The organism is Ralstonia sp. PBBBR1, from assembly GCF_002256165.1.
GTDB lineage: Bacteria > Pseudomonadota > Gammaproteobacteria > Burkholderiales > Burkholderiaceae > Ralstonia > Ralstonia thomasii.
Map to the genome: position 1 here is coordinate 88,040 of NZ_NKIL01000007.1, position 18,931 is coordinate 106,970.

18 protein-coding genes and 1 pseudogene are annotated in these 18,931 nt (G+C 63.9%); 6 read left to right on the forward strand and 13 right to left on the reverse strand.

Going from position 1 to position 18,931, the window contains the following annotated elements; all coding sequences use genetic code 11:
* Window positions 1-106 precede the first annotated feature (106 nt).
* From CFE42_RS13835 to CFE42_RS13845, 3 genes are all read right to left on the reverse strand, one after another.
* On the reverse strand, window positions 107-2,884 hold the full coding sequence (locus CFE42_RS13835) for a bifunctional glycoside hydrolase 114/ polysaccharide deacetylase family protein (protein WP_004628796.1): 2,778 nt from the start codon (window positions 2,882-2,884) through the stop codon (window positions 107-109).
* A gap of 120 nt (window positions 2,885-3,004) precedes the next feature.
* On the reverse strand, window positions 3,005-3,232 hold the full coding sequence (locus tag CFE42_RS13840; RefSeq protein WP_004628794.1) for a hypothetical protein: 228 nt from the start codon (window positions 3,230-3,232) through the stop codon (window positions 3,005-3,007).
* Between the two features lie 197 nt (window positions 3,233-3,429).
* On the reverse strand, window positions 3,430-4,218 hold the full coding sequence (locus CFE42_RS13845) for an SDR family oxidoreductase (RefSeq protein WP_037043841.1): 789 nt from the start codon (window positions 4,216-4,218) through the stop codon (window positions 3,430-3,432).
* 282 nt (window positions 4,219-4,500) lie between these two features.
* On the opposite strand from CFE42_RS13845, the gene CFE42_RS13850 reads away from it, so the two are divergent.
* Window positions 4,501-4,989: a MarR family transcriptional regulator gene (locus CFE42_RS13850; protein WP_004628789.1), complete on the forward strand. Its 489-nt coding sequence runs from the start codon at window positions 4,501-4,503 to the stop codon at window positions 4,987-4,989.
* Between the two features lie 82 nt (window positions 4,990-5,071).
* Here CFE42_RS13850 and CFE42_RS13855 read toward each other — a convergent pair whose 3' ends face one another.
* The 4 genes from CFE42_RS13855 to CFE42_RS13870 all read right to left on the reverse strand — a co-directional run bounded on the left by CFE42_RS13855 (window position 5,072) and on the right by CFE42_RS13870 (window position 8,149).
* Window positions 5,072-5,770: a response regulator transcription factor gene (locus CFE42_RS13855; RefSeq protein ID WP_004628787.1), complete on the reverse strand. Its 699-nt coding sequence runs from the start codon at window positions 5,768-5,770 to the stop codon at window positions 5,072-5,074.
* A 102-nt stretch (window positions 5,771-5,872) separates the two neighbouring features.
* Window positions 5,873-6,793 carry a S1C family serine protease gene (locus CFE42_RS13860; RefSeq protein WP_004628786.1) on the reverse strand — a complete coding sequence of 307 codons (921 nt, stop codon included), beginning with the start codon at window positions 6,791-6,793 and terminating at the stop codon, window positions 5,873-5,875.
* A 19-nt stretch (window positions 6,794-6,812) separates the two neighbouring features.
* Window positions 6,813-7,442 (reverse strand): hypothetical protein, encoded by a 630-nt coding sequence (locus CFE42_RS13865; protein ID WP_004628784.1) that lies wholly within the window; start codon window positions 7,440-7,442, stop codon window positions 6,813-6,815.
* A gap of 98 nt (window positions 7,443-7,540) precedes the next feature.
* On the reverse strand, window positions 7,541-8,149 hold the full coding sequence (locus CFE42_RS13870; RefSeq protein ID WP_004628781.1) for a TetR/AcrR family transcriptional regulator: 609 nt from the start codon (window positions 8,147-8,149) through the stop codon (window positions 7,541-7,543).
* A gap of 103 nt (window positions 8,150-8,252) precedes the next feature.
* On the opposite strand from CFE42_RS13870, the gene CFE42_RS13875 reads away from it, so the two are divergent.
* Window positions 8,253-9,728, forward strand: coding sequence for an MFS transporter (locus CFE42_RS13875; RefSeq protein WP_004628779.1), 1,476 nt, complete (start codon window positions 8,253-8,255; stop codon window positions 9,726-9,728).
* Between the two features lie 6 nt (window positions 9,729-9,734).
* On the opposite strand, the gene CFE42_RS13880 is transcribed toward CFE42_RS13875, so the two are convergent.
* The gene (locus tag CFE42_RS13880) at window positions 9,735-10,334 is read right to left on the reverse strand and encodes an undecaprenyl-diphosphatase (protein ID WP_004628777.1); all 600 of its coding nucleotides are present in this window, start codon (window positions 10,332-10,334) and stop codon (window positions 9,735-9,737) included.
* 252 nt (window positions 10,335-10,586) lie between these two features.
* Between CFE42_RS13880 and CFE42_RS13885 the strand changes: the two are divergent.
* Both CFE42_RS13885 and CFE42_RS13890 read left to right on the forward strand, forming a co-directional pair.
* A pseudogene (locus CFE42_RS13885) lies at window positions 10,587-10,784 on the forward strand (diguanylate cyclase); the annotation flags it as partial.
* A 486-nt stretch (window positions 10,785-11,270) separates the two neighbouring features.
* The gene (locus tag CFE42_RS13890) at window positions 11,271-12,407 is read left to right on the forward strand and encodes a PAS domain-containing sensor histidine kinase (RefSeq protein WP_004628774.1); all 1,137 of its coding nucleotides are present in this window, start codon (window positions 11,271-11,273) and stop codon (window positions 12,405-12,407) included.
* A 399-nt stretch (window positions 12,408-12,806) separates the two neighbouring features.
* Here CFE42_RS13890 and CFE42_RS13895 read toward each other — a convergent pair whose 3' ends face one another.
* The 5 genes from CFE42_RS13895 to CFE42_RS13915 all read right to left on the reverse strand — a co-directional run bounded on the left by CFE42_RS13895 (window position 12,807) and on the right by CFE42_RS13915 (window position 17,728).
* A complete protein-coding gene (locus CFE42_RS13895; RefSeq protein WP_004628771.1) occupies window positions 12,807-14,177 on the reverse strand; it encodes an APC family permease in 1,371 nt (456 codons plus the stop codon).
* Between the two features lie 332 nt (window positions 14,178-14,509).
* Window positions 14,510-14,761: a hypothetical protein gene (locus tag CFE42_RS13900; protein WP_004628769.1), complete on the reverse strand. Its 252-nt coding sequence runs from the start codon at window positions 14,759-14,761 to the stop codon at window positions 14,510-14,512.
* Window positions 14,762-14,871: 110 nt separating this feature from the next.
* On the reverse strand, window positions 14,872-16,494 hold the full coding sequence (gene groL / locus CFE42_RS13905; protein ID WP_004628766.1) for a chaperonin GroEL: 1,623 nt from the start codon (window positions 16,492-16,494) through the stop codon (window positions 14,872-14,874).
* A 97-nt stretch (window positions 16,495-16,591) separates the two neighbouring features.
* Complete coding sequence (locus CFE42_RS13910; RefSeq protein WP_004628765.1) at window positions 16,592-16,909, reverse strand: co-chaperone GroES; 318 nt, start codon at window positions 16,907-16,909, stop codon at window positions 16,592-16,594.
* A gap of 174 nt (window positions 16,910-17,083) precedes the next feature.
* Complete coding sequence (locus CFE42_RS13915; RefSeq protein WP_004628762.1) at window positions 17,084-17,728, reverse strand: hypothetical protein; 645 nt, start codon at window positions 17,726-17,728, stop codon at window positions 17,084-17,086.
* Window positions 17,729-17,917: 189 nt separating this feature from the next.
* Here CFE42_RS13915 and CFE42_RS13920 point away from each other — a divergent pair, with 189 nt between their 5' ends.
* Together CFE42_RS13920 and CFE42_RS13925 are read left to right on the forward strand one after the other, a co-directional pair.
* Window positions 17,918-18,361, forward strand: coding sequence for an Hsp20/alpha crystallin family protein (locus CFE42_RS13920; protein WP_004628761.1), 444 nt, complete (start codon window positions 17,918-17,920; stop codon window positions 18,359-18,361).
* A 33-nt stretch (window positions 18,362-18,394) separates the two neighbouring features.
* Window positions 18,395-18,814: an Hsp20/alpha crystallin family protein gene (locus CFE42_RS13925; protein ID WP_004628759.1), complete on the forward strand. Its 420-nt coding sequence runs from the start codon at window positions 18,395-18,397 to the stop codon at window positions 18,812-18,814.
* The last annotated feature ends 117 nt before the right edge of the window (window positions 18,815-18,931 follow it).

Consider the following 18,931-nt stretch of genomic DNA (forward strand, 5'->3'; position numbering starts at 1 on the left):
GGTCGTCAGTCAAGTTAACAACGGATCAACCCAGAAAAGCTTGAGCGCAAAGGTTTTGCAGCCCCTTATGTCTGGCAGACCAGACGAGTTTCCGCAATCTCGGACGTCATCTGTCGCAGGTCAGCTCGACGTGCTGAGGCGTGAGCCTGGCGGGGTTGCCCGCCCCCAGTTCGATGCGCAAGTCAGCCCCGTGCGAGGCGGCCACGTCGCGGCCGTCCACGGTCGCCCGGCAACGGGTTGCATTGGCAAAGCGGATGAACGGTCGCGTATAGCCGGCAACATCGACCGACAGCGAGCGGCCATCCGCGCTGCGCCGCCAGTTCGACAACCGGCCGCTGGCCTCGCGCACGTAGGGCTGCGTTGGCGTGGTGTTCTCCAGCGCGAAGCGCGCCGAACCACTGGCCAGATGGATATAGGTTCCCCCCGGGCCCGCAGCGTAGCCGGCCACGTCGCGTGCATCGGCAAGGCGTGGCACGCCGGGTCCGGCCCAGCGCACGGTCCGCAGGTCGCCATTGCCGCGCACGACCCAGGCATCGCCGTCACGCGCCACGGCCAGGGTGCGGAAGTCGAGCACCTTGCGGATGTAGTCCGACGCGTAGACCGGCATGACCGGCTGCGCGACCGCCCAGTCATACACCTGCCGCAGAGCCGTAACCGAGGCCAGCTTGGTGCCCGAATACATGTGGTAGTAAATGCCGATTGGTTTGAAGCGGTAAGGCTTTTCGGTCAGCTCGAACGTTTCGATGGCCCGCGAGAAACCGTAATACGGGCCGTGCCAGAGGTTGGTGTAGATGTTCTCGTTCTGGTCGGGCGCAAATACCTGGAAGAGGCCATCGCCTTTGTCTACGCCCAGCGGCGCCACGGCGGTCCAGCTCGGGTTGGAGCGCGTGATGTAGGTGTCGCCGCCGTTCATGTTCAGCACACCGGCCTCGACGGTCTTTTGCACGGCAATCGGCGGCACCTGGCCGTTGCCGCTCCACAGCAGCACCTTCACCTGCTTGCCTGCCGGGGCGAGCTTGGTGTTGATGTAGTGGATGGAGCCCGCGATCTCGCGATCGAAGCTGAAGCGGTAATTGGGAATGTTCAACGAGAAGGCGGTGTCGGTGCCTTCGGCCGTGGCGGCGGAGGCCGGATCGGGCGGGTTGGTGGTGCGCAGCCAGTTGAACGGGTGCGAGAACGTATGGCTGGCCAGCTCCACGTAGGGCTGCGCAAAGAGGGTGCGCGCGATCGGCTCGAGCTGCGGCGTGAGCTTCGGGTACACGCCGTCGACCGCCACCTCGCCCTCGATGATCGACACGGTGGTCGGCACCTTGTAGCGATCGAGGATCTCGCGCAGCAATGCCTGGCCGGAGAACTCGCTCGGTGGAAACTCAGTGCGGGAGGCGAATCCGTCGCCGTCGATATGAACGGTCATCAATCGGCGGCCGTTCTCCGTCGTGGTGTCAGGCACCGGCATGGCGGGCAGTTGAAGCGCGCGGCGCAGAAAGTCGAGCGGCTGGATCACCCAGCGCGCCTGGTCGACATCGGGCATGCGGAATACGCCAAACGGCTGCAGCACATAACCGCCCCACGGCATGATGGCCGCCGCATCGTAGGCGTAACTGCCGGCGGAGAGCCGCAGCAGCGACTGCGCCCCCGCGACGCTGGGGTCGACCTTCACCCCCACGGCCATGCGCCGGTCGGGATGAGGCTGCAACTCGAAGCCCACCATGGGATCGCGCAAAACAATGTCAAGCGGCCCCGCCGGCGTGCCGGGCACGGTCTGTAGATCCAGCATCCGCGCCGTGGTGGCATCCATGTTCAGCCCGAACTGGTTGAACATCGCCACGCGAACACCGGCGCCCATCGTGCGCCTGAGCCACGATGACCACGTGCCCGGTCGCGATGCGTTGCCGTCGAACCAGGTGACGACGCCGGCATAGCGGTCGGGCGTCACGGCCGGCAACGGCTTGTTGGCGTCGGCAAATTCGGTGCGATAGCCGAGATAGTTGATGGGCATGGCCAGATAGAGCACCGATGGCGCGGTGTTGCGGCTGGTGCCGGGCTCCTGGGGTTCGACCAGCAGGACACGGCGCGGCATCACTTCCAGCCGGCCGATGCCGATGAAGTCGGCGCCGGGCGTGGTGGCGTAGCTGGTCACGCCTGCAGCGCGCGCCATATTGGCGGTCTCACGCAGACAGGTACGGTTGTAGTTGGGGCAGTAATCAAGTGCGACGGCGGGTATGCGGTACTGCGCACCGATCTTGCGCAGCGTGGCAACGCGTGCGGCGCGGTCGGCATCGGTCACCTCTTGCAAGCCTTCCCCGCCGGTGCGCTCGCGCACCAGCCCGGCCGTCACCACGCCGGACAACTGCGGCGCGAGCGTCTCAAGCCACGCCGTGCCGCCGGCCAGCAGCCTGGTCTGCGGTGCACGCGCATGCAACGCCTGGACCAGGGCCGCAACGGCATTGGCGGCATCGGGCGCGCCGCGCTGGAGCGCGTCCAGCCCATCCAGCAGGAAGCCCGCGTAGCCCTGCGCGAGCAGCGGCGCAAAGACCTGGTCGATCACGTTGGCAGGCCAGGCGCTTGTGCGCATTGCGTCGGTCTGCTGCGTCAGGTCCACGCGAGCGAACCAGAGCGTGGGCGATGGTTGCTTCGGATCGAAGCTGCCGGCCGTGGCCGGCTCCAGCACGACCCAGTCGAAGGCTTGCAGTTCAGCGACGGGGACATCGCGGCCGTAGTAGAAGGCGATCTGCGGCTCTGCCGAAGCGGACGTCGTCGGCTGCTGTGCACGAACGTTCGCAACGCCGAGCGCCAACGCCACGGCACCCAGCCACATCGGCCACATCGGCCACATCGGCCACCGCCACGATAACTTGCTGCCCTTTGCCTGCGTGTCCTGCATCCCGGTCCTCGAAAAGTCTGTCCGACATGCATTGTGCCGGGCGGCCATCCGATTGCAATGTTTGTGGGCCGGGGCGTGCCCGCCGCGATGCCCCTTGGGGGCACATGGCGGGAACCCGGCTCAGTAACCGACCACCGTGTAGTGCGGGAATTCCGCTTCGAACGCCTTCTCCAGGTCGTCGACGCTGGCGACAGCCGACGTGTAGACAACCGTTGTCGAGCCGCTGTCGTAGGCCAGCGTGACAGCCCAGGTGCCATGCGCCTGGTTGACGCGATCGCGTGCGGCCTGGGCCGCCAGTTGACCCGGGCCGTTATCAGGTTTGGTTCCGTAGACTTTGCAGTGGGACATGGCAATCACTCCGAAGATGTGGAAGGAATGCCGCCGGCGCACGGGCAAGGACACGCGCGGTCTGCCTGGTCTGCGTTCTCAACGATACGGGCGAACAGACGCACTGCCGGCGGGTCCCGCCGGCATGCACCAGCGACACGGCCAGCGTAAAAGCCGGGGCCGCGCGCCGGAATGGTGCGTTCGTCAGGGCTGACGTTCTAGAACGCCGACTTCACCACGCCGCCGTCCACACGCAGCGCAGCGCCCGTGGTGGCCGACGACAGCGGGCTGGCCACGTAGGCAACCAGGTTGGCGACTTCCTGCGTGGTGGCAAATCGCTTGATGAGCGAGGTCGGACGTGCCGTCTCGAAGAAGGTCTTCTCGAACGCTTCGAAGCTCTGGCCGCCGGAGAGCTTCTCGACAAACGCGTCTACGCCTTCGGAACGCGTCGGCCCCGGCAGCACGGCATTCACCGTGATGGCCGTGCCCGCGGTCAACTCGGCCAATCCGCGCGAGAGGCCCAGCAGCGCGGTCTTTGTGACACCGTAGTGGATCATCTCCACCGGAATCTGCACGCCGCTCTCGCTGCTGATGAACACGATGCGTCCCCAGTTCTGCGCACGCATGCCGGGCAGGTATGCGCGCGACAGCCGCGCGCCGCTCAGCACGTTCACGTTGAAGAAGTGCTGCCACTCGGCGTCGTCGATTTCCTCGAACGGCTTGGGGTCGAAGATGCCGAGGTTGTTGATGAGGATGTCGACCTTGGGAAAGCGGCCGAGCAGCGCGTCGACCTGTCCCGCATTGGACAGATCACCAGCGAAGCCCTCGACCTGGGCGTCGGGCACTTCGGTGCGCAGGCGTGCAATCGCGTCGTCCATGGACGCTTGGGTACGGCCATTGACGATCACGCGGGCGCCTTCGGCGGCCAGTGCTACAGCAATGGCATGCCCGATGCCCTTGGTCGAGCCGGTCACGAGAGCGAGCTTGTTCTGAAGGTGGAGGTTCATGGCATTCAAAAAAGGAAAATGGAGGAGGACGAGCACGCCGCGCCACATGGTGCAAGTTGGTCACGGCGTCGACGTTTCAACCATGATACGAACCGCCTCGCCCCTTGGCAGCCGCAATCGTTTTGCAGCGGTATCCAACGAGATTTGACGATCGGCGTTGGTATCGATCCCGGCTTGACGGCCTGGGCAAGCGACGATTAGTGTGCAATGAAGTACGCCCAGCGTTACGGGAACGCGGCGCGCCTTACAAGCCGGATCACCGGCAGAACGGGGAGCACGACCATGAGCATCGACGTACAGACACCTGAGGCCGCCGACACCAGCACCAGTGAAGGCGCCTACCAGCTTGACACCATGGACCGCGATACCAACATCGGTCGGCTCGTGCACCGGGTCCGACACGCGTTGGTGACGCATATCGACAGTGCCCTGGCATCGCTGGACTTGACAGCCGCGCAGTGGACGGTCGTCATCTACCTGGCCGAAGACCTGGCCACCACGCCGGCCGAACTCTCGCGCCTGCTGCACTACGATCCGGGCGCGATGACGCGGCTGATCGATCGGCTGGAGAAGAAGAACATCGTCAAGCGCGCGCCCAGCGATGCGGACCGCCGCTCGGTGGTGGTCTCGCTCACCGAGCAGGGCCGCGCGCTGTATCCGGAGATCCGGCCGCTGATCATCGACGTGCTGAACCACCTGCTGCGCGGGTTTTCGCAAACCGAGGTCAAGCAGTTGGAAAACCTGCTGTTGCGCGTGCTGCACAACGCCTGATCGGATCAGGCGTTTTCGGTTGGGCAGTCTAATCCGTCAGCGTTGCCGGTGCGCTGGGGCTCGGGCGGGTGCCGCTTAGCGCTCACTGCCCCTCAAGCTCGTGCTTGATCTTGAACAGCTCGGTATCGGTGCGGATACCCAGCTTGCGATAGGCCGATTGCTTTTGCGAGCTGATCGTCTTGATGCTGCGCGCAAATTTCTCGGCAATGTCCGTGACCGACATGCCGTCCAGGCAGCAGCGCAATACCTCGCGCTCGCGCGGGCTGAGTTCGGAGCGGTCGATCAGGGCGGACAGCTTGGTGCCATTGGTGACGGGCGCGGGCGCATCGGCGGAAAGCGCATCGCGCTCCATCTCGGCAGCCAGCGCAGCATTCAGGCGCTTGCCGCCCGCGGCCACCGTGCGGATGGCGCGTACCAATTCCGACAGATCCTCTTCCTTGCCGACAAAACCGCGTGCGCCGGCATGCATGACCATGCCCACCGTCGCCATGTTGTGATGCGCCGACGCCACCAGGATCTTCAAGTCCGGATAGCGCACGCGGATCAGGCGGATCAGGTTCAGCCCGTCAATCTCGGTGGGTCCGAGCGAGTAGTCCATCAGCAGGACATCCACCTCAAGGCTTTTGTCTTTGAGTGCCTGCACGATTTCGCGACCCGAGGCGAACATGCCGGAAACCTCGATGTCGGCCTCCTGTTTCAGGCGCGCAGCCAGACCATGGCGGACAACCGCATGGTCATCGAGCACGATCACGCGGATCGGCCGGGTCGCGGTCCAATTCATGTTGGCAGGTTCCTATTCGACGGGGATTACTCGCAGCACAAGAGCGCCCCAAGATGCCGCAGAGGCCGACATCTTAATAGCATTCCGGCGTAGCAACGGTGGTCACTTGGCCTCGACGATGGTGTCGTCTCGGGCGTAGACGCGGCAATTGACCCATCGCTCGGTACAGAAAGCCATCGCCCGAAATTCTGCGTTCTGGCCTACGGCCCAGGAGTAGTGATCGCCGTCGGAGGCGACAAAAATCTTCGGCCACGTTTTCTTCAGATACATATCGAAGCCGGCCTGTTGGTTTCGCCCGAGTTCGCCGGAGCGGCGTGGTGGCGCCGCCTGCGCGCTAGATGCGTAAGCGGCCGGTGCAGCCGTCGCCTGAGCCAGCGATTTCTGCCCGCGCGCAGGGACATCGGCAATCCAGTCCGCAGGAATCGCGAAGTTCAGGTTCTGCCCCATGGTGAGCACGACTTGATGGTCTGTTATGCCAATCAATCGGCCGTCTGCATCGAACAGGCCGCCCCCGCTGGACCCTTGTGAGATTGGGGCAGACGTCTGGATGCTCCTGAGACGTCCTTCGTCATCGGTACGCAATGACGAGATCAAACCCTCACTGATCGTCAGCTCCAGCCCCAGCGGATTGCCGACTGCGTACACCTTCTCCCCCGTCACGAGCGCGCTACCCGGAGCAAGCGTCACTGCAGGCGCGTGGAAATCCGCGACCCGCAGTTGACAGAGGTCGCGCTCCACGTCGGGATACTGCAAGCGAGCACCGTAGCTTGCGTTGCCGCGTTTGAGCCAGACTTGCTTGCCGCCGCGCAGCACATGGCAGTTCGTAATCGCCACACCATCGGCAATGACCACTGCGCTGCCAATGGACAGCGGCCGCCCGTCCGAACCCGCAACGCGGACCTCCCAGACGCTAGGCGAGACCTTGGCAAAGACCGCTGCGGGCTCAAGCGCGACCGCGCGCTCTGCAACGCCGGCGCAGACCACGGCAGCAGCCAGCAGTGAAACCAGTCGAACGATATGCATGTTAGTCAGGCGGGCCGCCTCATTGGGGCACCAGCAAATCTTTGAGGTCGCTCAGCGTGGTCGATCCATCTTCCGAACGGGTGCGATCACGCATGTGCGCGATATCGGCGTCGGTCAAGGGCTGGCAAGCAGATTGCGTTGCCCATTGCCGATAGCGCGCAGCCACCGGGCGCCATGACAGCCCATTGCTGGATTCGATGAGTGCCGCCCGACAGCCCCGCTCGCTTTCGGAGTAAGTCGAACGCAACTGGTAACGGTGCCCCGTCAGCGGAACGAAACTCACCGCAACCGAGCAGAAATAGGTCAGGTTCCCCGCCGGACGCACGAAGTTCACGGCCATGGTCGTCGGCACGTCGGTCAGCACACGCACGGAGCGCGCTGGCTGGTTCGTGGCAATTGCCACGCGTTGCCCCGTGCATGTGCGGGCGTCGTCGAAGACCAGCAATGCGGCGGCCGCGCCGCTGGCGGGCCGTATAAACTCAACCGGCACGGTCCGGGCACCCGCGGGCGGTTCTACATACGGCTGTGCGCAGCCCGCAAGCCACAAAGCGCCTCCCAACAAAGAGGCGGTCATTCTGAGCGTCATGCGCTCCCCCCCAAAGGCAACCTTTTCTGAGATCGGCATTTCCTTCTTCGAGCGCAGTGGCACGCACGCTCGATGCCGCTGAAGTGTAACCAAAGGTGAAGGAGAGGGACTGACCTGAGTACCAGCGTTGTGCGCGCGCGTCGGCCGCTGGTCAGCCGCGCTCAGGCCAGCGCCGCGTCGATGCGCGCCTGCGTGCTGCGGCGCGCGCGCTCGAACACCGCCATGTCGCCCATCAGAAACGCCACGTTGGCGTTGGAGCGAAACGATTCGATCTCGAAGACGAGCTGATCGACGTCGACATCCGCGCGCAATTCACCGGCCGCCTGCGCCGCGGCAATCGTCTCGCGAAACCGCGCGCGCACCGCCTCGCGGTGTCCGCGCACACGATCCTGGATCGCGCCCGGGCGGGCCCGGTATTCGTAGCTGGCCGCGCAGACAAAGCAGCCGCCTGGCGATGCGCCGCTGGCCACGTAGTCGAACCAGCCGTCGGTCAGCGCCCGCAGGCGGGCAAGCGGGCTCTCCAGCGCCAGCGCGGGCTCGACCACCGTCGCGCGGTAATGCACGACCCCAGCGTCGAGGGTGGCGAGCTGCAGCGTTTCCTTGTCGCCGAAGAGCACCTGGATATTGCCTTTGCCCACGCCCGCGTCGGTCGCCACCCGGCCGATGGTGAGGCCCTCCAACCCGTCGGTGGACGCGATGGCGGTGGCGTGCTCGAGCACCTGGGCGCGTGCACGTTCGCCACGCTGGCGGCGGCCGTCGGTTTCGTTCATGGCAATGCCCTATCGATGAGTGGGGTCAACACAATCGGCCCTTGACGTGGGCTAATCGCTCTCTAGTATACGTACGACCGTATATTAATGAACCGAGATCCCCATGTCAACGGAATCCCTTTCTGCTAGTAGCGTCGCCTCGTCAGCCAAACGACATTGGCCGGCGCTGGCGGCGCTGCTGACCGGCAACTTCGTCACCATTCTCGACCTGTTCATCGTCAATGTGGCGATTCCGGATATCCGGGCCGGCCTGCATGCAAGTTTTGCGGAAATCCAGCTCGTGATGGTCGGCTACAGCGCGGCGTATGCGGTGTTCCTGCTCAACGGCGCCCGCCTGGGGGACCTGTTTGGGCGCAGGCGCATGTTTCTGGCAGGCATGGCGCTGTTCACGCTCGCATCTGCGCTGTGCGGGCTGGCCACCACGCCGTGGATGCTGATCGCCATGCGTGTCGGCCAGGGCCTGGGCGCGGCCATCCTCATGCCCCAGGTGATGGCCTCGCTGCGCGTACTGTTTGACGGCGATGCGCGACGCCGCGCATTCGGCACCATGGGCGCCGTGCAGGGCGTGGCGGCGTCGGTCTCGCAAATCATCGGCGGCTGGCTGATCGCGCATCCGCTGGCGGCCAACGTGTCGGGCTGGCGCGCGGTATTCCTGGTGAACGTGCCGATCGGCATTGCGGCGCTGCTGGCGGCGCGGGCCTTCGTGGCGGAATCGCGTGCGCCGGTGGCCGCGCGATTGGACGTGCACGGCGCCGTGGCCGGCGCGGTGGCGCTGGCAATGCTGCTGGTGCCGATCATGCAGGGACGCGAATCCGGCTGGCCGTGGTGGTCGTGGGTGCTGCCGCTGGCCTCGCTGCTGGTGCTCCGCCACTTTGTGCGGGTGGAGCAAGCGCTGTCGGCGGCGGGCCGCGTCCCCATCATCGAGATGGCGCTGTTCCGCAACCGCAGCTTTGTGCTGGGCGTGCTGGCGATCTTCCTGTTCTACACGGCCATCAGTTCGTACTTCCTGGCGCTGACGATCCTGCTGCAGTCCGGGCGCGGCTTGTCGGCGTTGGCAGCGGGGCTGGTGTTCACGCCGGCGGCCGTCGCCTTCTTTACGGGCTCGCTGACGGCGCCCCGCCTGGCCGAACGCATCGGGCAGCGCGCCTTGTTGCTGGGCGTAGCGATCTTCGCCGTGGGCATGGTTGTCCTGGCCACCATGGCGCAACTGGGCGCGGGCACTGCGTGGCTGATCCTGCCGCTGATGCTCAACGGCTTCGGGCAAGGCATGGTGATTCCGCTGTCGCTCAACACCATCCTGAGCGGCGTGGAAACAGCCCAGGCCGGCATGGGCACCGGTACCGTTACGACCATGCAGGCCGTGGGCAATGCGGTGGGCGTGACGGTGGTGGGCGTGCTGCTGTTCTCGCTGCTCGGTCAGGTGGAGGGGGCAGATGGCACAGTGTCGGCGGACGCTGCCGCCCATGCCGCCCACGCAGCGCACTATGGCCACGCGTTCGCGCTGGCCACGCTCTACAACGTGGCGGCGACGGTGCTGTCGTTCGTGCTGTTCTGGCGCGCGTGGCGCCGTCACGCCTGAGCGGGCTTACTTGCGCACCCAGCCGCGCCGCACGCAGGGCGCCAGCACCACGCCATGCAAGGCCAGCCCCAGCCGGTGCAGCGGCTCCGACAGCGTATACGCCACACGCCCGCTGCAAAGCCATGCGCACAGGGCCGACACAGCCGCCGCGCCCAGCATGTCGAACGGATAGTGCACGCCCAGGTAGATGCGCGCCCACGCCATGGGCAAGCCCAAAAGCGCCAGCAACACGCCCACGCGGCGCAGGCGTGCGTTCCACATCAGGCTGAATGCCACGGTCCACAGCGCCGTCAGGTGGTCGCTGGGGAACGACGAATCCGGCGCGTGCGGCAGCAGATTCGTGCCCAGTTCAATCGCAAACGGCCTGGGGTGATACCACGCGAGGCCGAAGCCGACGTTGATCGACAACGCCAGCGCTGCAGCCACGCCGGTCTGCACTGCCTGCCTGCGCGTGGTGGGCTCACCCCACAGCCAGCCGGCGACGAGCGTGAGCGGCACCAGCCAGATCGCGTATTCGGCAAAGGCCATCGCCAGCCAGACGGTGGCAGCCGATGCGTCGGCCGGCGCGTTGATCCAAAGAAACAGCGTGTGATTGAGTGATTCCATACAGCGTTGGCCAAGGGCCCGGGGGGTTCAACAACCGTGAGATGCCGGACCCACACTACTAAAGATTCCCTTCAATTCCCTTGGAACCGGCCTGTGGGCAAGCCTAGGCCACCCGACTTAGGCCAGCCGTAGCGATCTCCTTTTTGCCCGGATCATTGCCTAGGCTTTTCCCACCGCCTGACGCTCCCTAGGATGTAGGCACACCGACACGCGGGCAGGTCGGACACGCACAGTCCCGAACTCCGGGGATGAATGGAAAGTTTTCTGATTCAGCGGGACACACGCCGGCAGGCGACGTTTGCCGGTGCGATTGCGCTGCTGATCTTGTTGACGCTGGGCGTCGCTGCACCACGCGCCGGCTTGCAATGGCCAGCGACCAACCCCTTCATGCCGATGTGCGCGCTGACTGCGTTCACCACGGCCAGCATCGCCGCGTTTCTGCTGGGCGCGCTCACGTAACGCACATCAAACATCAAGCACCCGTGAGCGTTTGCCCTGCCCGTCTTTGCTGTCTTCTTTATTTCTTCTGTATATAAAAATAGTAGTAGTAGATAACGGTGGACCGTTTCTGTGGATAGCTGCAGAAAACGCTTTTGCGTCAACGGCTTGCGAATTGCACAACCCATCGGACAGTGTGTGCCGTTGCGTGGATGACTCGTGCAGGGCACGCCCCACCCTCTCGGCAACCACCAAAGTTATGCCCGTGCTGCGGACAACCTGACCCCGGGCAGCCAACACAGTTGTCCCTGAAGTTCTTCACGCGCTTATCCACATATCCACAGCGGCAATCGCGACCATGTCCATGCGCGCAAGCGCGCTTCCAGGTCGGTGCCTTTGATTGCCATCCTCCAGCAGCATATTCTTGGGTAGATGCTCGGAAAACGGCTTCCAACTGGCGTGCCTTAGACGCCCGAACCCGCTGCGACGGGGCTTGATATGGATACCAACGCAGACAGATTGCGAAAACCGGCAAGCGATGCAGCCATCGCCCACGTGCCCGTGGAGGAGCGTTATCGCACCTTGGTCGACGCGATACAGGACTATGCAATCTTCCTCCTGGATCCCACAGGTCACATCGCAAGTTGGAATGCCGGTGCCCAACGCATCAAGGGCTATCACGCCGACGAAATCCTCGGCCAACACTTCTCGGTCTTCTATCCTGCCGAGGCAATTGCGCAGAACTATCCGGGCGAAGAACTCAAACGTGCCGCCGCCCTTGGCCGCTGGGAAGACGAAGGATGGCGCATCCGCAAGGACGGCTCGCGCTTCTGGGCCAACGTGGTGATCACTGCCCTGCGGGATGAAGACGGCGACCTGATCGGCTTTGCCAAGGTCACCCGGGACCTGACCGAGCGCGAGCGGCTCAAGCAGCTCGAGTACGCGAGCGAGTTGGCATCCCGGGTCGAAGCCACTCGCGAAGAAGAAAAGAAGCGTATTGCGCGCGAGCTTCATGATGACCTCGGGCAGCAATTGACTGCGCTGAAGATGATCATCACCGGCCTGCTTGCAGATGACAGCACCACGCCGGAAGCCCTGGCATACGCGCGCGAAAGAACACTGGCGATGAGCCATGCTATTGACCACGCGCTCGCGTCGGTCCGGCGTCTTGCAGCGGGCCTGCGGCCGACCATGCTCGACGACCTGGGGCTGCTGCCCGCGCTCGACTGGCTCGTCACCGATTTCGGACAACATACCGGCCTGCGGGTCGCACTGAACTGCAATACGCATACGGTGGCGTTCAACGACGCCGCCTCCACCGCGCTGTTCAGGATCGTGCAGGAAGGTCTGACCAACGTTGCCCGGCATGCGACGTCGGCAACGAAAGTCGTGGTCGATCTCCGATGCGACCGGGCAAATTGCGAGCTGGCGATTCACAACGATGGCGCCGTCGTCACGCACTCCACCAAACCCGCAGCCGGGCGGCCGCCGTCATCGGGGATTGCCGGCATCCGCGAGCGCGTGCGCCGCCTGGGAGGGACTTTCGCTGCGGGGCCGCTCCCGCAAGGCGGATACCGCATCCAGCTTGCGATTCCGCGGACAGCGATCGCGCTCGATTTGCCATCCGGTCGGTAGGCGTCTTCCACTCGACCGAATGGAAAGCCCACCCGTTACGTGTGGCGCATCAAGTGGGGCATTTTCGAAACGTCAATGAACGGTCGTTCTTCAACACGACCGGAGAACAGCGACGGATTCGCATATACGAACCCCATGGGCAGTGCGACGCAGAATGCCCGCGCCGCCCGCACAGCGTACAATAGTCGTCCATGGCAATGACCTTTATCGAGAGCCGGATGTCACCGACTTCAGTATCTGTGTGACGCCCAGTTGTCGCTATCAGCGGGCGCTCATTGTGTTGTCCGGGCGCGCCCTTGTTTCTGTAGGTGAATACGGCAGGCGCTGTCAGCGCAGCCTGACAGCATTCGGCGCCCCAGGTTGGCGCCGGGTGAATGGCAACGGGTGCATCGGACTGGCTCAGGCGGAGCGAGCCGACCAGATCTTTTTACGGTTCAGCAGCAGCGGAATGACACCGATGGCGATGCCGCCCATTCCCACCACATTGGTGACCCAGTCGAAGGTCGGGATGCTGTAGAGCGCAATGAAGAAGAGGAAGAGCCCACTTGCCACCGGCCAGATGACATGGGTGATGGCGACCCACGGCCCCTGCGTCAGCACCTTGCGGTAGTACCAGCCGCAAGCCAGCCCGGTGAGCCCGAGGTAGAAGCAGATCTGGAAGCCGATGGCGGTAATCGAATCCTGCAGGATGACGTTGATCGTCGGCAGATAAGATGACACGAACAGCAGTGCGAGCCCCGTCAGCCAGATGAAGAAGATGGCGATGTGCGGCGTGCGCCAAACCGGATGCAGGCGCGCATAGCGCGCGTGCAGTGCGCCGTCGCGGCTTTTGGCAAAGAGCGTGCGCGTGAACTGCAGCATCTGGGTTTCGACGGTTCCCACCGTGCTCAGCAAGACCGCAACGATCGCGACGTAGCCCCAGGTCGGCCCAAACAGCTTCTCTGCAATGGCGAAGATGATGTTCGTGTTGTAGTGCTGGATCTCGGCATCGGACAGCCCGAGCTGCGTGATGACGATGAAGACAAGGAAGAACACCATCAAGAACACCATCGACCAGAACGCGGCGCGGCCGGGCGTGCTGTTCGCGTCGCGCGTCTCTTCGCTGAGGTTCATCGTCACGTCCCAGCCGTAAAAGAAGAAGATCGCCACCAACGCGCCGTTGGCGAACAGCTTGGGTGTGAACGCGAAAGGCCAGAACCAGACCCACGAGAACGGGTGCTGCGGCGTACGCGGAAACACCATGAAACTCGCGACGATGATCCCCAGCAGGATGACACCCTCGACAATCGTCATCAGCACCTGCACGTAGCTGGTGAGCTTGATGCCCTTGACGACTACCACGCTGACAAACGTCAGCCATGCCGCCGCGATCAACGTCACGTAGTGCACGTTGTTCATCATGGGCCGATCAAAGATGAGCAGCGTGGCATTTGCCGCCGGAATCATGGCAGACACCATGAACACGCAGCACAGCACCAGCAGCGCCCAGCCGGCAAAGAAGCCGAGTGCGCGCCCGAATACCATGCTCACCCACGAATACGAGGTGCCGGCACTCGCCAGGGCACGGTTCATGTTGATGAACGCGTACGCAATGCCAAACATGATGAGCCCGCACACCAGGATGCTGGCCGGCGACTGCGTGCCGGCCGTCCCGATGATGGTGGAAGTCGTGATCTCGATGCTGTAGGCCGGGGCAGTACCGGCGATGCCCATGATCACCGATTCAACGATACCCAGGGAATCGGCATTGAGCTTGGCGGGTTGGTCCATGGGTGCGCGACTCCCAGTCGAGATTGGGGGGCAATAGACCGATTTTTACCCTGTGCCGGATAGGCGGGCAATAGGGGCGTCTCTGGGCTGGAGCGGTGTCGTGGACGTGGGTTCTGGCAAGCCTTTGCTCTGTATGGCCAAGACGCTCGGAAAGAGCCAAGCCTGAAAATATCGACCGGGCAGCACATGCGCGCGCCCCTATCCCCTTTTGAGCTGGGTCGATACGGGACCAGGAATGCCGTCATGGTTGGGCGTGCAGCGGCGTTCTCGCGCTCTACATGGCCTCGTTGGCAGGCGTGACGTCTTCCGGGCCGGAGCTGGTAAGTCGAGCACTAATCCATCATGAGATGACGCATCAACAGTGCCGGGTCCGCGATCTCGAGAATGAGACGACGTAGCACGCGTTTGCGCATGTGCTCTTCGTCCAGCACCCACGGAGCGCTGACCTCGCTGAGATGCCGCGCGATCGCATCGCGGTGGTCGGCTCCTTCCGGAAGGCCCAGGCGTGCAGCCAGCAAGCCGGCAACGACGTCATCGATCTCTACGTCCAGGTGCTTCGCGTCAATGGTGAGTTGCAGCTTCATGGGCGTGATCGAACCTCAAAAAGCCGGCACCGCAACGGGAACTCGCGGCGCCGGAATGCAGTTGCACCGGCCGGCGAACCGGCCAGTCGATGGCAGCACAACTGCGTGGTTCAGTAGTCCAGCTCAGGGGCCGGCACTTGCGCGGGCTTATCCTCTTTCGGTGCCTCCGCGATGGTCGCATCCGTGGTCAGGATCAACCCGGCGACAGACGCAGCGTTCTGCAACGCGGTGCGCGTTACCTTGGTCGGGTCGACGACACCCGCTTCCACGAGGTCGCCGTACTCTCCGGTGGCCGCGTTGTAGCCGTAGTTGCCCTTGCCTTCGGCGACCTTCGCAATCACGACGGACGGCTCTTCACCGGCGTTGGCGACGATGGCGCGCAACGGTGCTTCCAGCGCGTGCTGCACGATGCGGATGCCGGCATCCTGATCGCTGTTCGCGCCCTTGAGGTTGAGCACTGCAGAGCGGGCGCGCAGCAAGGCCACGCCACCGCCCGGAACGATGCCCTCTTCGACGGCCGCACGGGTGGCGTGCAGCGCATCGTCGACACGGTCCTTCTTCTCCTTCATCTCGACTTCGGTGGCCGCGCCCACCTTGATGACTGCAACGCCGCCGGCAAGCTTCGCCACGCGTTCCTGCAGCTTCTCGCGGTCGTAGTCGCCCGTGGCCTCGTCGATCTGCACGCGGATGGACTTGACGCGGGCATCGATGCTGGCCTGGTCGCCGGCACCGTCGATGATGATGGTGTCGTCCTTGCGAACCTCCACGCGCTTGGCCCGGCCGAGGTCCTCCAACGTAGCCTTCTGGAGCTGCTTACCGGTTTCTTCGGAGATGACCGTTGCGCCGGTCAGCACGGCGATGTCTTCAAGCATGGCCTTGCGGCGATCGCCAAAGCCGGGGGCCTTGACCGCAGCGACCTTCAGGATGCCGCGCATGGCGTTGACCACCAGGGTGGCCAGCGCTTCGCTCTCCACATCCTCCGCCACGATCAGCAGCGGCTTGCCGGCCTTCGATGCCGCTTCCAGGATCGGCAGGAGGTCGCGGATATTCGAGATCTTCTTGTCGTGCAGCAGGATGAGCGCATCGTCCAGATATGCGGCCTGCTTTTCTGGGTCGTTGATGAAGTACGGGCTCACGTAGCCGCGGTCGAACTGCATCCCTTCGACCACGTCCAGCTCGTTGTCGAGCGACTTGCCATCCTCGACCGTAATGACACCTTCCTTGCCGACCTTCTCCATGGCATCGGCAATGATCTTGCCGATGGCCTCGTCCGAGTTGGCCGAAATGGAGCCCACCTGGGCGATTTCGCGGTTGGTCGAAATCGGCTTCGACAGATTGCGAAGCTCCTCGAGCACGGCGGCCACGGCCTTGTCGATACCGCGCTTGAGATCCATCGGGTTCATGCCGGCGGCCACGTGCTTCATGCCTTCCTGCACGATGGCCTGGGCCAGCACGGTGGCCGTGGTGGTGCCGTCACCGGCAATGTCCGCAGTCTTGGACGCGACCTGCTTGACCATCTGCGCGCCCATGTTTTCGAAGCGATCCTTCAGCTCGATTTCCTTGGCGACAGACACGCCGTCCTTGGTGATGGTCGGGGCGCCAAAGCTGCGCTCGATGACCACGTTGCGGCCCTTGGGCCCGAGCGTCACCTTCACGGCATCGGCAAGAACATTCACGCCCTTGACGATACGGACGCGCGCGCTGTCGTGGAACTTGACGTCTTTTGCACTCATGTTTGTTGCTCCGGATAAGTCGTTGACTCAACACGTCGCGAACAACCGGCCTATTTGCGGTGTCCTGTCCGGCAGTGTCCGCGAGCGGCTCGAGGCTTCAGGCGGCCTTGGCAACCGCCTCGGCGTGGGTTTCGATGACGCCCATGACGTCTTCTTCACGCATGACGAGGAGTTCCTCGCCATCGACCTTGACGGTCTGCCCGGCGTACTTGCCGAACAGCACTTGGTCACCGACCTTCAATTGGAGTTCGCGCTGCGTGCCGTCCTGAAGCAGGCGGCCCGTGCCGACCGCAATGACTTCACCCTGCTCGGGTTTTTCTGCTGCGGAATCAGGAATCACGATGCCCGAGGCCGTCGTCCGTTGCTGTTCGATTCGCTTGACGATAACCCGGTCGTAGAGGGGACGAATCTTCATTTCCATCTCCTGAGCGATAGATCACCAAAAAAGGGAATCCGGCTTGCGCGCCGTTCAAGCATGGCGCCTGAACGGGGCTGACAAGCCGTGCCAAATGCTTGGCGGATTGCAAAATAGAAGCGCTCCGCGGCGACTTCAAGAGGCTCGCGAACGGCGTGTTTGTAACAAAATGTTTCACGGCAACAGGATGCGCCGGACAGCTCCAAGGCGGTAGACCGTACGGCTGCGTACCGGCCGGTGGCGCGGTAGTTGGCGGGGGATTGGAAGGACAGGACAGGGCGGCTCGCGTCCACCATCCGGGCCGAGCGTATCGTCCGGCTCCTCAAGCGCCTGCCACACGCCACCCTTGACGGGCCGGAACAGCCAGCGCAGGTAGCCTTCGTTCGCTGCAATCTGCATCAACTCGGCACGATCGGGGGCGCCATCGATGAGTGCCTCGTCCGCCGATGCACCTTCGTAATCGCCGAATGCCTGGCGGCATGCCAGCGCTTCACCTGCGGATGCGCCCACCACGTTGCAACCGCGTCGCTCGACGCGCTCAAGATCCCATGCGCCAAGCTGCCAGGCGGCATCGAGCAGCGCCTCGTCAACGGCTTCGACGCTCTGCCAGGCGTGCGTTAGTTGAATGGCCGAGCCCGGTACGGAGCGCGGTGGAATGTCGACTCCCGGCAACACGAGCGGGCTGGCGCGGCGAAATCCATGCCAATGCAGGATCGCCACGAGCGGCGTATTCGGGCGCCGGGCCGCTGTCACGGTCACCGCGACCAACGGCAGACGCACCGCGTCCATCTGTTCATGCACTGTGCTGAAAAGGTCCATGAAGCCTCCGAATGATGTGTCCAATGGCCTCTTGAAATTTCTGCCTGCTTCCCTATTTTAGGTTTCGTCAATGCAGTCGCGGTTCTCGCGCTGCGTGTTTCGATTTGTTTGTCAGTGGCCCGCCACGGACGGATGAACTGGAGCGCGTAGTTCGGTTCAGTCTCCGTGCGGGCCCTTCAGGAGCCAGCCATGAGCGATCTGTTTTTTGGCACCGATCTGCTGGGCGAATTTGATCGCCTGCAACGGCAGATGGCCACTCTCTTTGCGGGGGCACCCGCCAGCCTGCGCGCCACGCGCCTGGGCACCTTTCCACCCGTCAACATTGGCAGCACCGATGACTCGGTCGAGATCGTCGCGTTCGCCCCGGGGCTGGACCCCGCGCAGATCGACGTCTCGATCGACAAGGGGCTGCTCACGATCAGCGGCGAGCGCAAGCGCCCGGATTTCGAGATGACCGACGACACGCGCGTATATGCCGACGAGCGTTTCACCGGCGCGTTCCGCCGCGTGATTGAGTTGCCACAGGACGTCGACCCCGACAAGGTCAATGCACGGTACATCAACGGTTGCCTGACCATCAGCGTCGGCAAGTCGGAGGCATCGAAGCCGCGTCAGATCACAGTGCAAGGCTGAGCCACAGCTTGCCCAAGCATGAAGGAGCCCATCATGAACGACACCGCACAATTGGCGACCCAGGCGCAGCCGGGTCGTGCCACGGTCGCAAAGCAGCCGGCGGAGCAACCCGCCGCACGCCAGACGCACCTGGCGCCGCCTGTCGACATCTTCGAAAACCGCCAGGGCATCACGCTGTTTGCCGACCTGCCGGGCGTGCCGCGCGAGAAGCTCGATATTCGCGTGCAGGATGGCACCCTCACGGTCGATGCCGAACTGATGGTGCCCACCCCGTCAGGTCTGCGTCTGCAGCATGGCGAAGTTCGGCACCCGCATTTCTCGCGCACCTTTGTGCTGAGCCCGGACTTTGACGCTTCGCGCATCGATGCGCAGTTGCGCGACGGCGTTCTCAAGCTGACCATCCCGCGCCGCGACGAGGCGAAGCCGCGGCGTATCGAAGTCCACGCCGGCTGAGCGCATCACCGGCCGTCGTTTGCCTTGCAAGCGGGCGCGCTCCTTGCGCGCCTGCATTTGGCACCGTGCCCCCTGGTTAAGGTTGTTGGTTACCAGCTCCGAGCATCGGCGTGCCGT

What these genes read in the sequence shown, in the direction of transcription:
- CFE42_RS13835 (WP_004628796.1), bottom strand. Translation starts at nt 2,884, where the DNA reads ATGCAGGACACGCAGGCAAAGGGCAGCAAGTTATCGTGGCGGTGGCCG.
- CFE42_RS13840 (WP_004628794.1), bottom strand. Translation starts at nt 3,232, where the DNA reads ATGTCCCACTGCAAAGTCTACGGAACCAAACCTGATAACGGCCCGGGT.
- CFE42_RS13845 (WP_037043841.1), bottom strand. Translation starts at nt 4,218, where the DNA reads ATGAACCTCCACCTTCAGAACAAGCTCGCTCTCGTGACCGGCTCGACC.
- CFE42_RS13850 (WP_004628789.1), top strand. Translation starts at nt 4,501, where the DNA reads ATGAGCATCGACGTACAGACACCTGAGGCCGCCGACACCAGCACCAGT.
- CFE42_RS13855 (WP_004628787.1), bottom strand. Translation starts at nt 5,770, where the DNA reads ATGAATTGGACCGCGACCCGGCCGATCCGCGTGATCGTGCTCGATGAC.
- CFE42_RS13860 (WP_004628786.1), bottom strand. Translation starts at nt 6,793, where the DNA reads ATGCATATCGTTCGACTGGTTTCACTGCTGGCTGCTGCCGTGGTCTGC.
- CFE42_RS13870 (WP_004628781.1), bottom strand. Translation starts at nt 8,149, where the DNA reads ATGAACGAAACCGACGGCCGCCGCCAGCGTGGCGAACGTGCACGCGCC.
- CFE42_RS13875 (WP_004628779.1), top strand. Translation starts at nt 8,253, where the DNA reads ATGTCAACGGAATCCCTTTCTGCTAGTAGCGTCGCCTCGTCAGCCAAA.
- CFE42_RS13880 (WP_004628777.1), bottom strand. Translation starts at nt 10,334, where the DNA reads ATGGAATCACTCAATCACACGCTGTTTCTTTGGATCAACGCGCCGGCC.
- CFE42_RS13890 (WP_004628774.1), top strand. Translation starts at nt 11,271, where the DNA reads ATGGATACCAACGCAGACAGATTGCGAAAACCGGCAAGCGATGCAGCC.
- CFE42_RS13895 (WP_004628771.1), bottom strand. Translation starts at nt 14,177, where the DNA reads ATGGACCAACCCGCCAAGCTCAATGCCGATTCCCTGGGTATCGTTGAA.
- CFE42_RS13900 (WP_004628769.1), bottom strand. Translation starts at nt 14,761, where the DNA reads ATGAAGCTGCAACTCACCATTGACGCGAAGCACCTGGACGTAGAGATC.
- groL (WP_004628766.1), bottom strand. Translation starts at nt 16,494, where the DNA reads ATGAGTGCAAAAGACGTCAAGTTCCACGACAGCGCGCGCGTCCGTATC.
- CFE42_RS13910 (WP_004628765.1), bottom strand. Translation starts at nt 16,909, where the DNA reads ATGAAGATTCGTCCCCTCTACGACCGGGTTATCGTCAAGCGAATCGAA.
- CFE42_RS13915 (WP_004628762.1), bottom strand. Translation starts at nt 17,728, where the DNA reads ATGGACCTTTTCAGCACAGTGCATGAACAGATGGACGCGGTGCGTCTG.
- CFE42_RS13920 (WP_004628761.1), top strand. Translation starts at nt 17,918, where the DNA reads ATGAGCGATCTGTTTTTTGGCACCGATCTGCTGGGCGAATTTGATCGC.
- CFE42_RS13925 (WP_004628759.1), top strand. Translation starts at nt 18,395, where the DNA reads ATGAACGACACCGCACAATTGGCGACCCAGGCGCAGCCGGGTCGTGCC.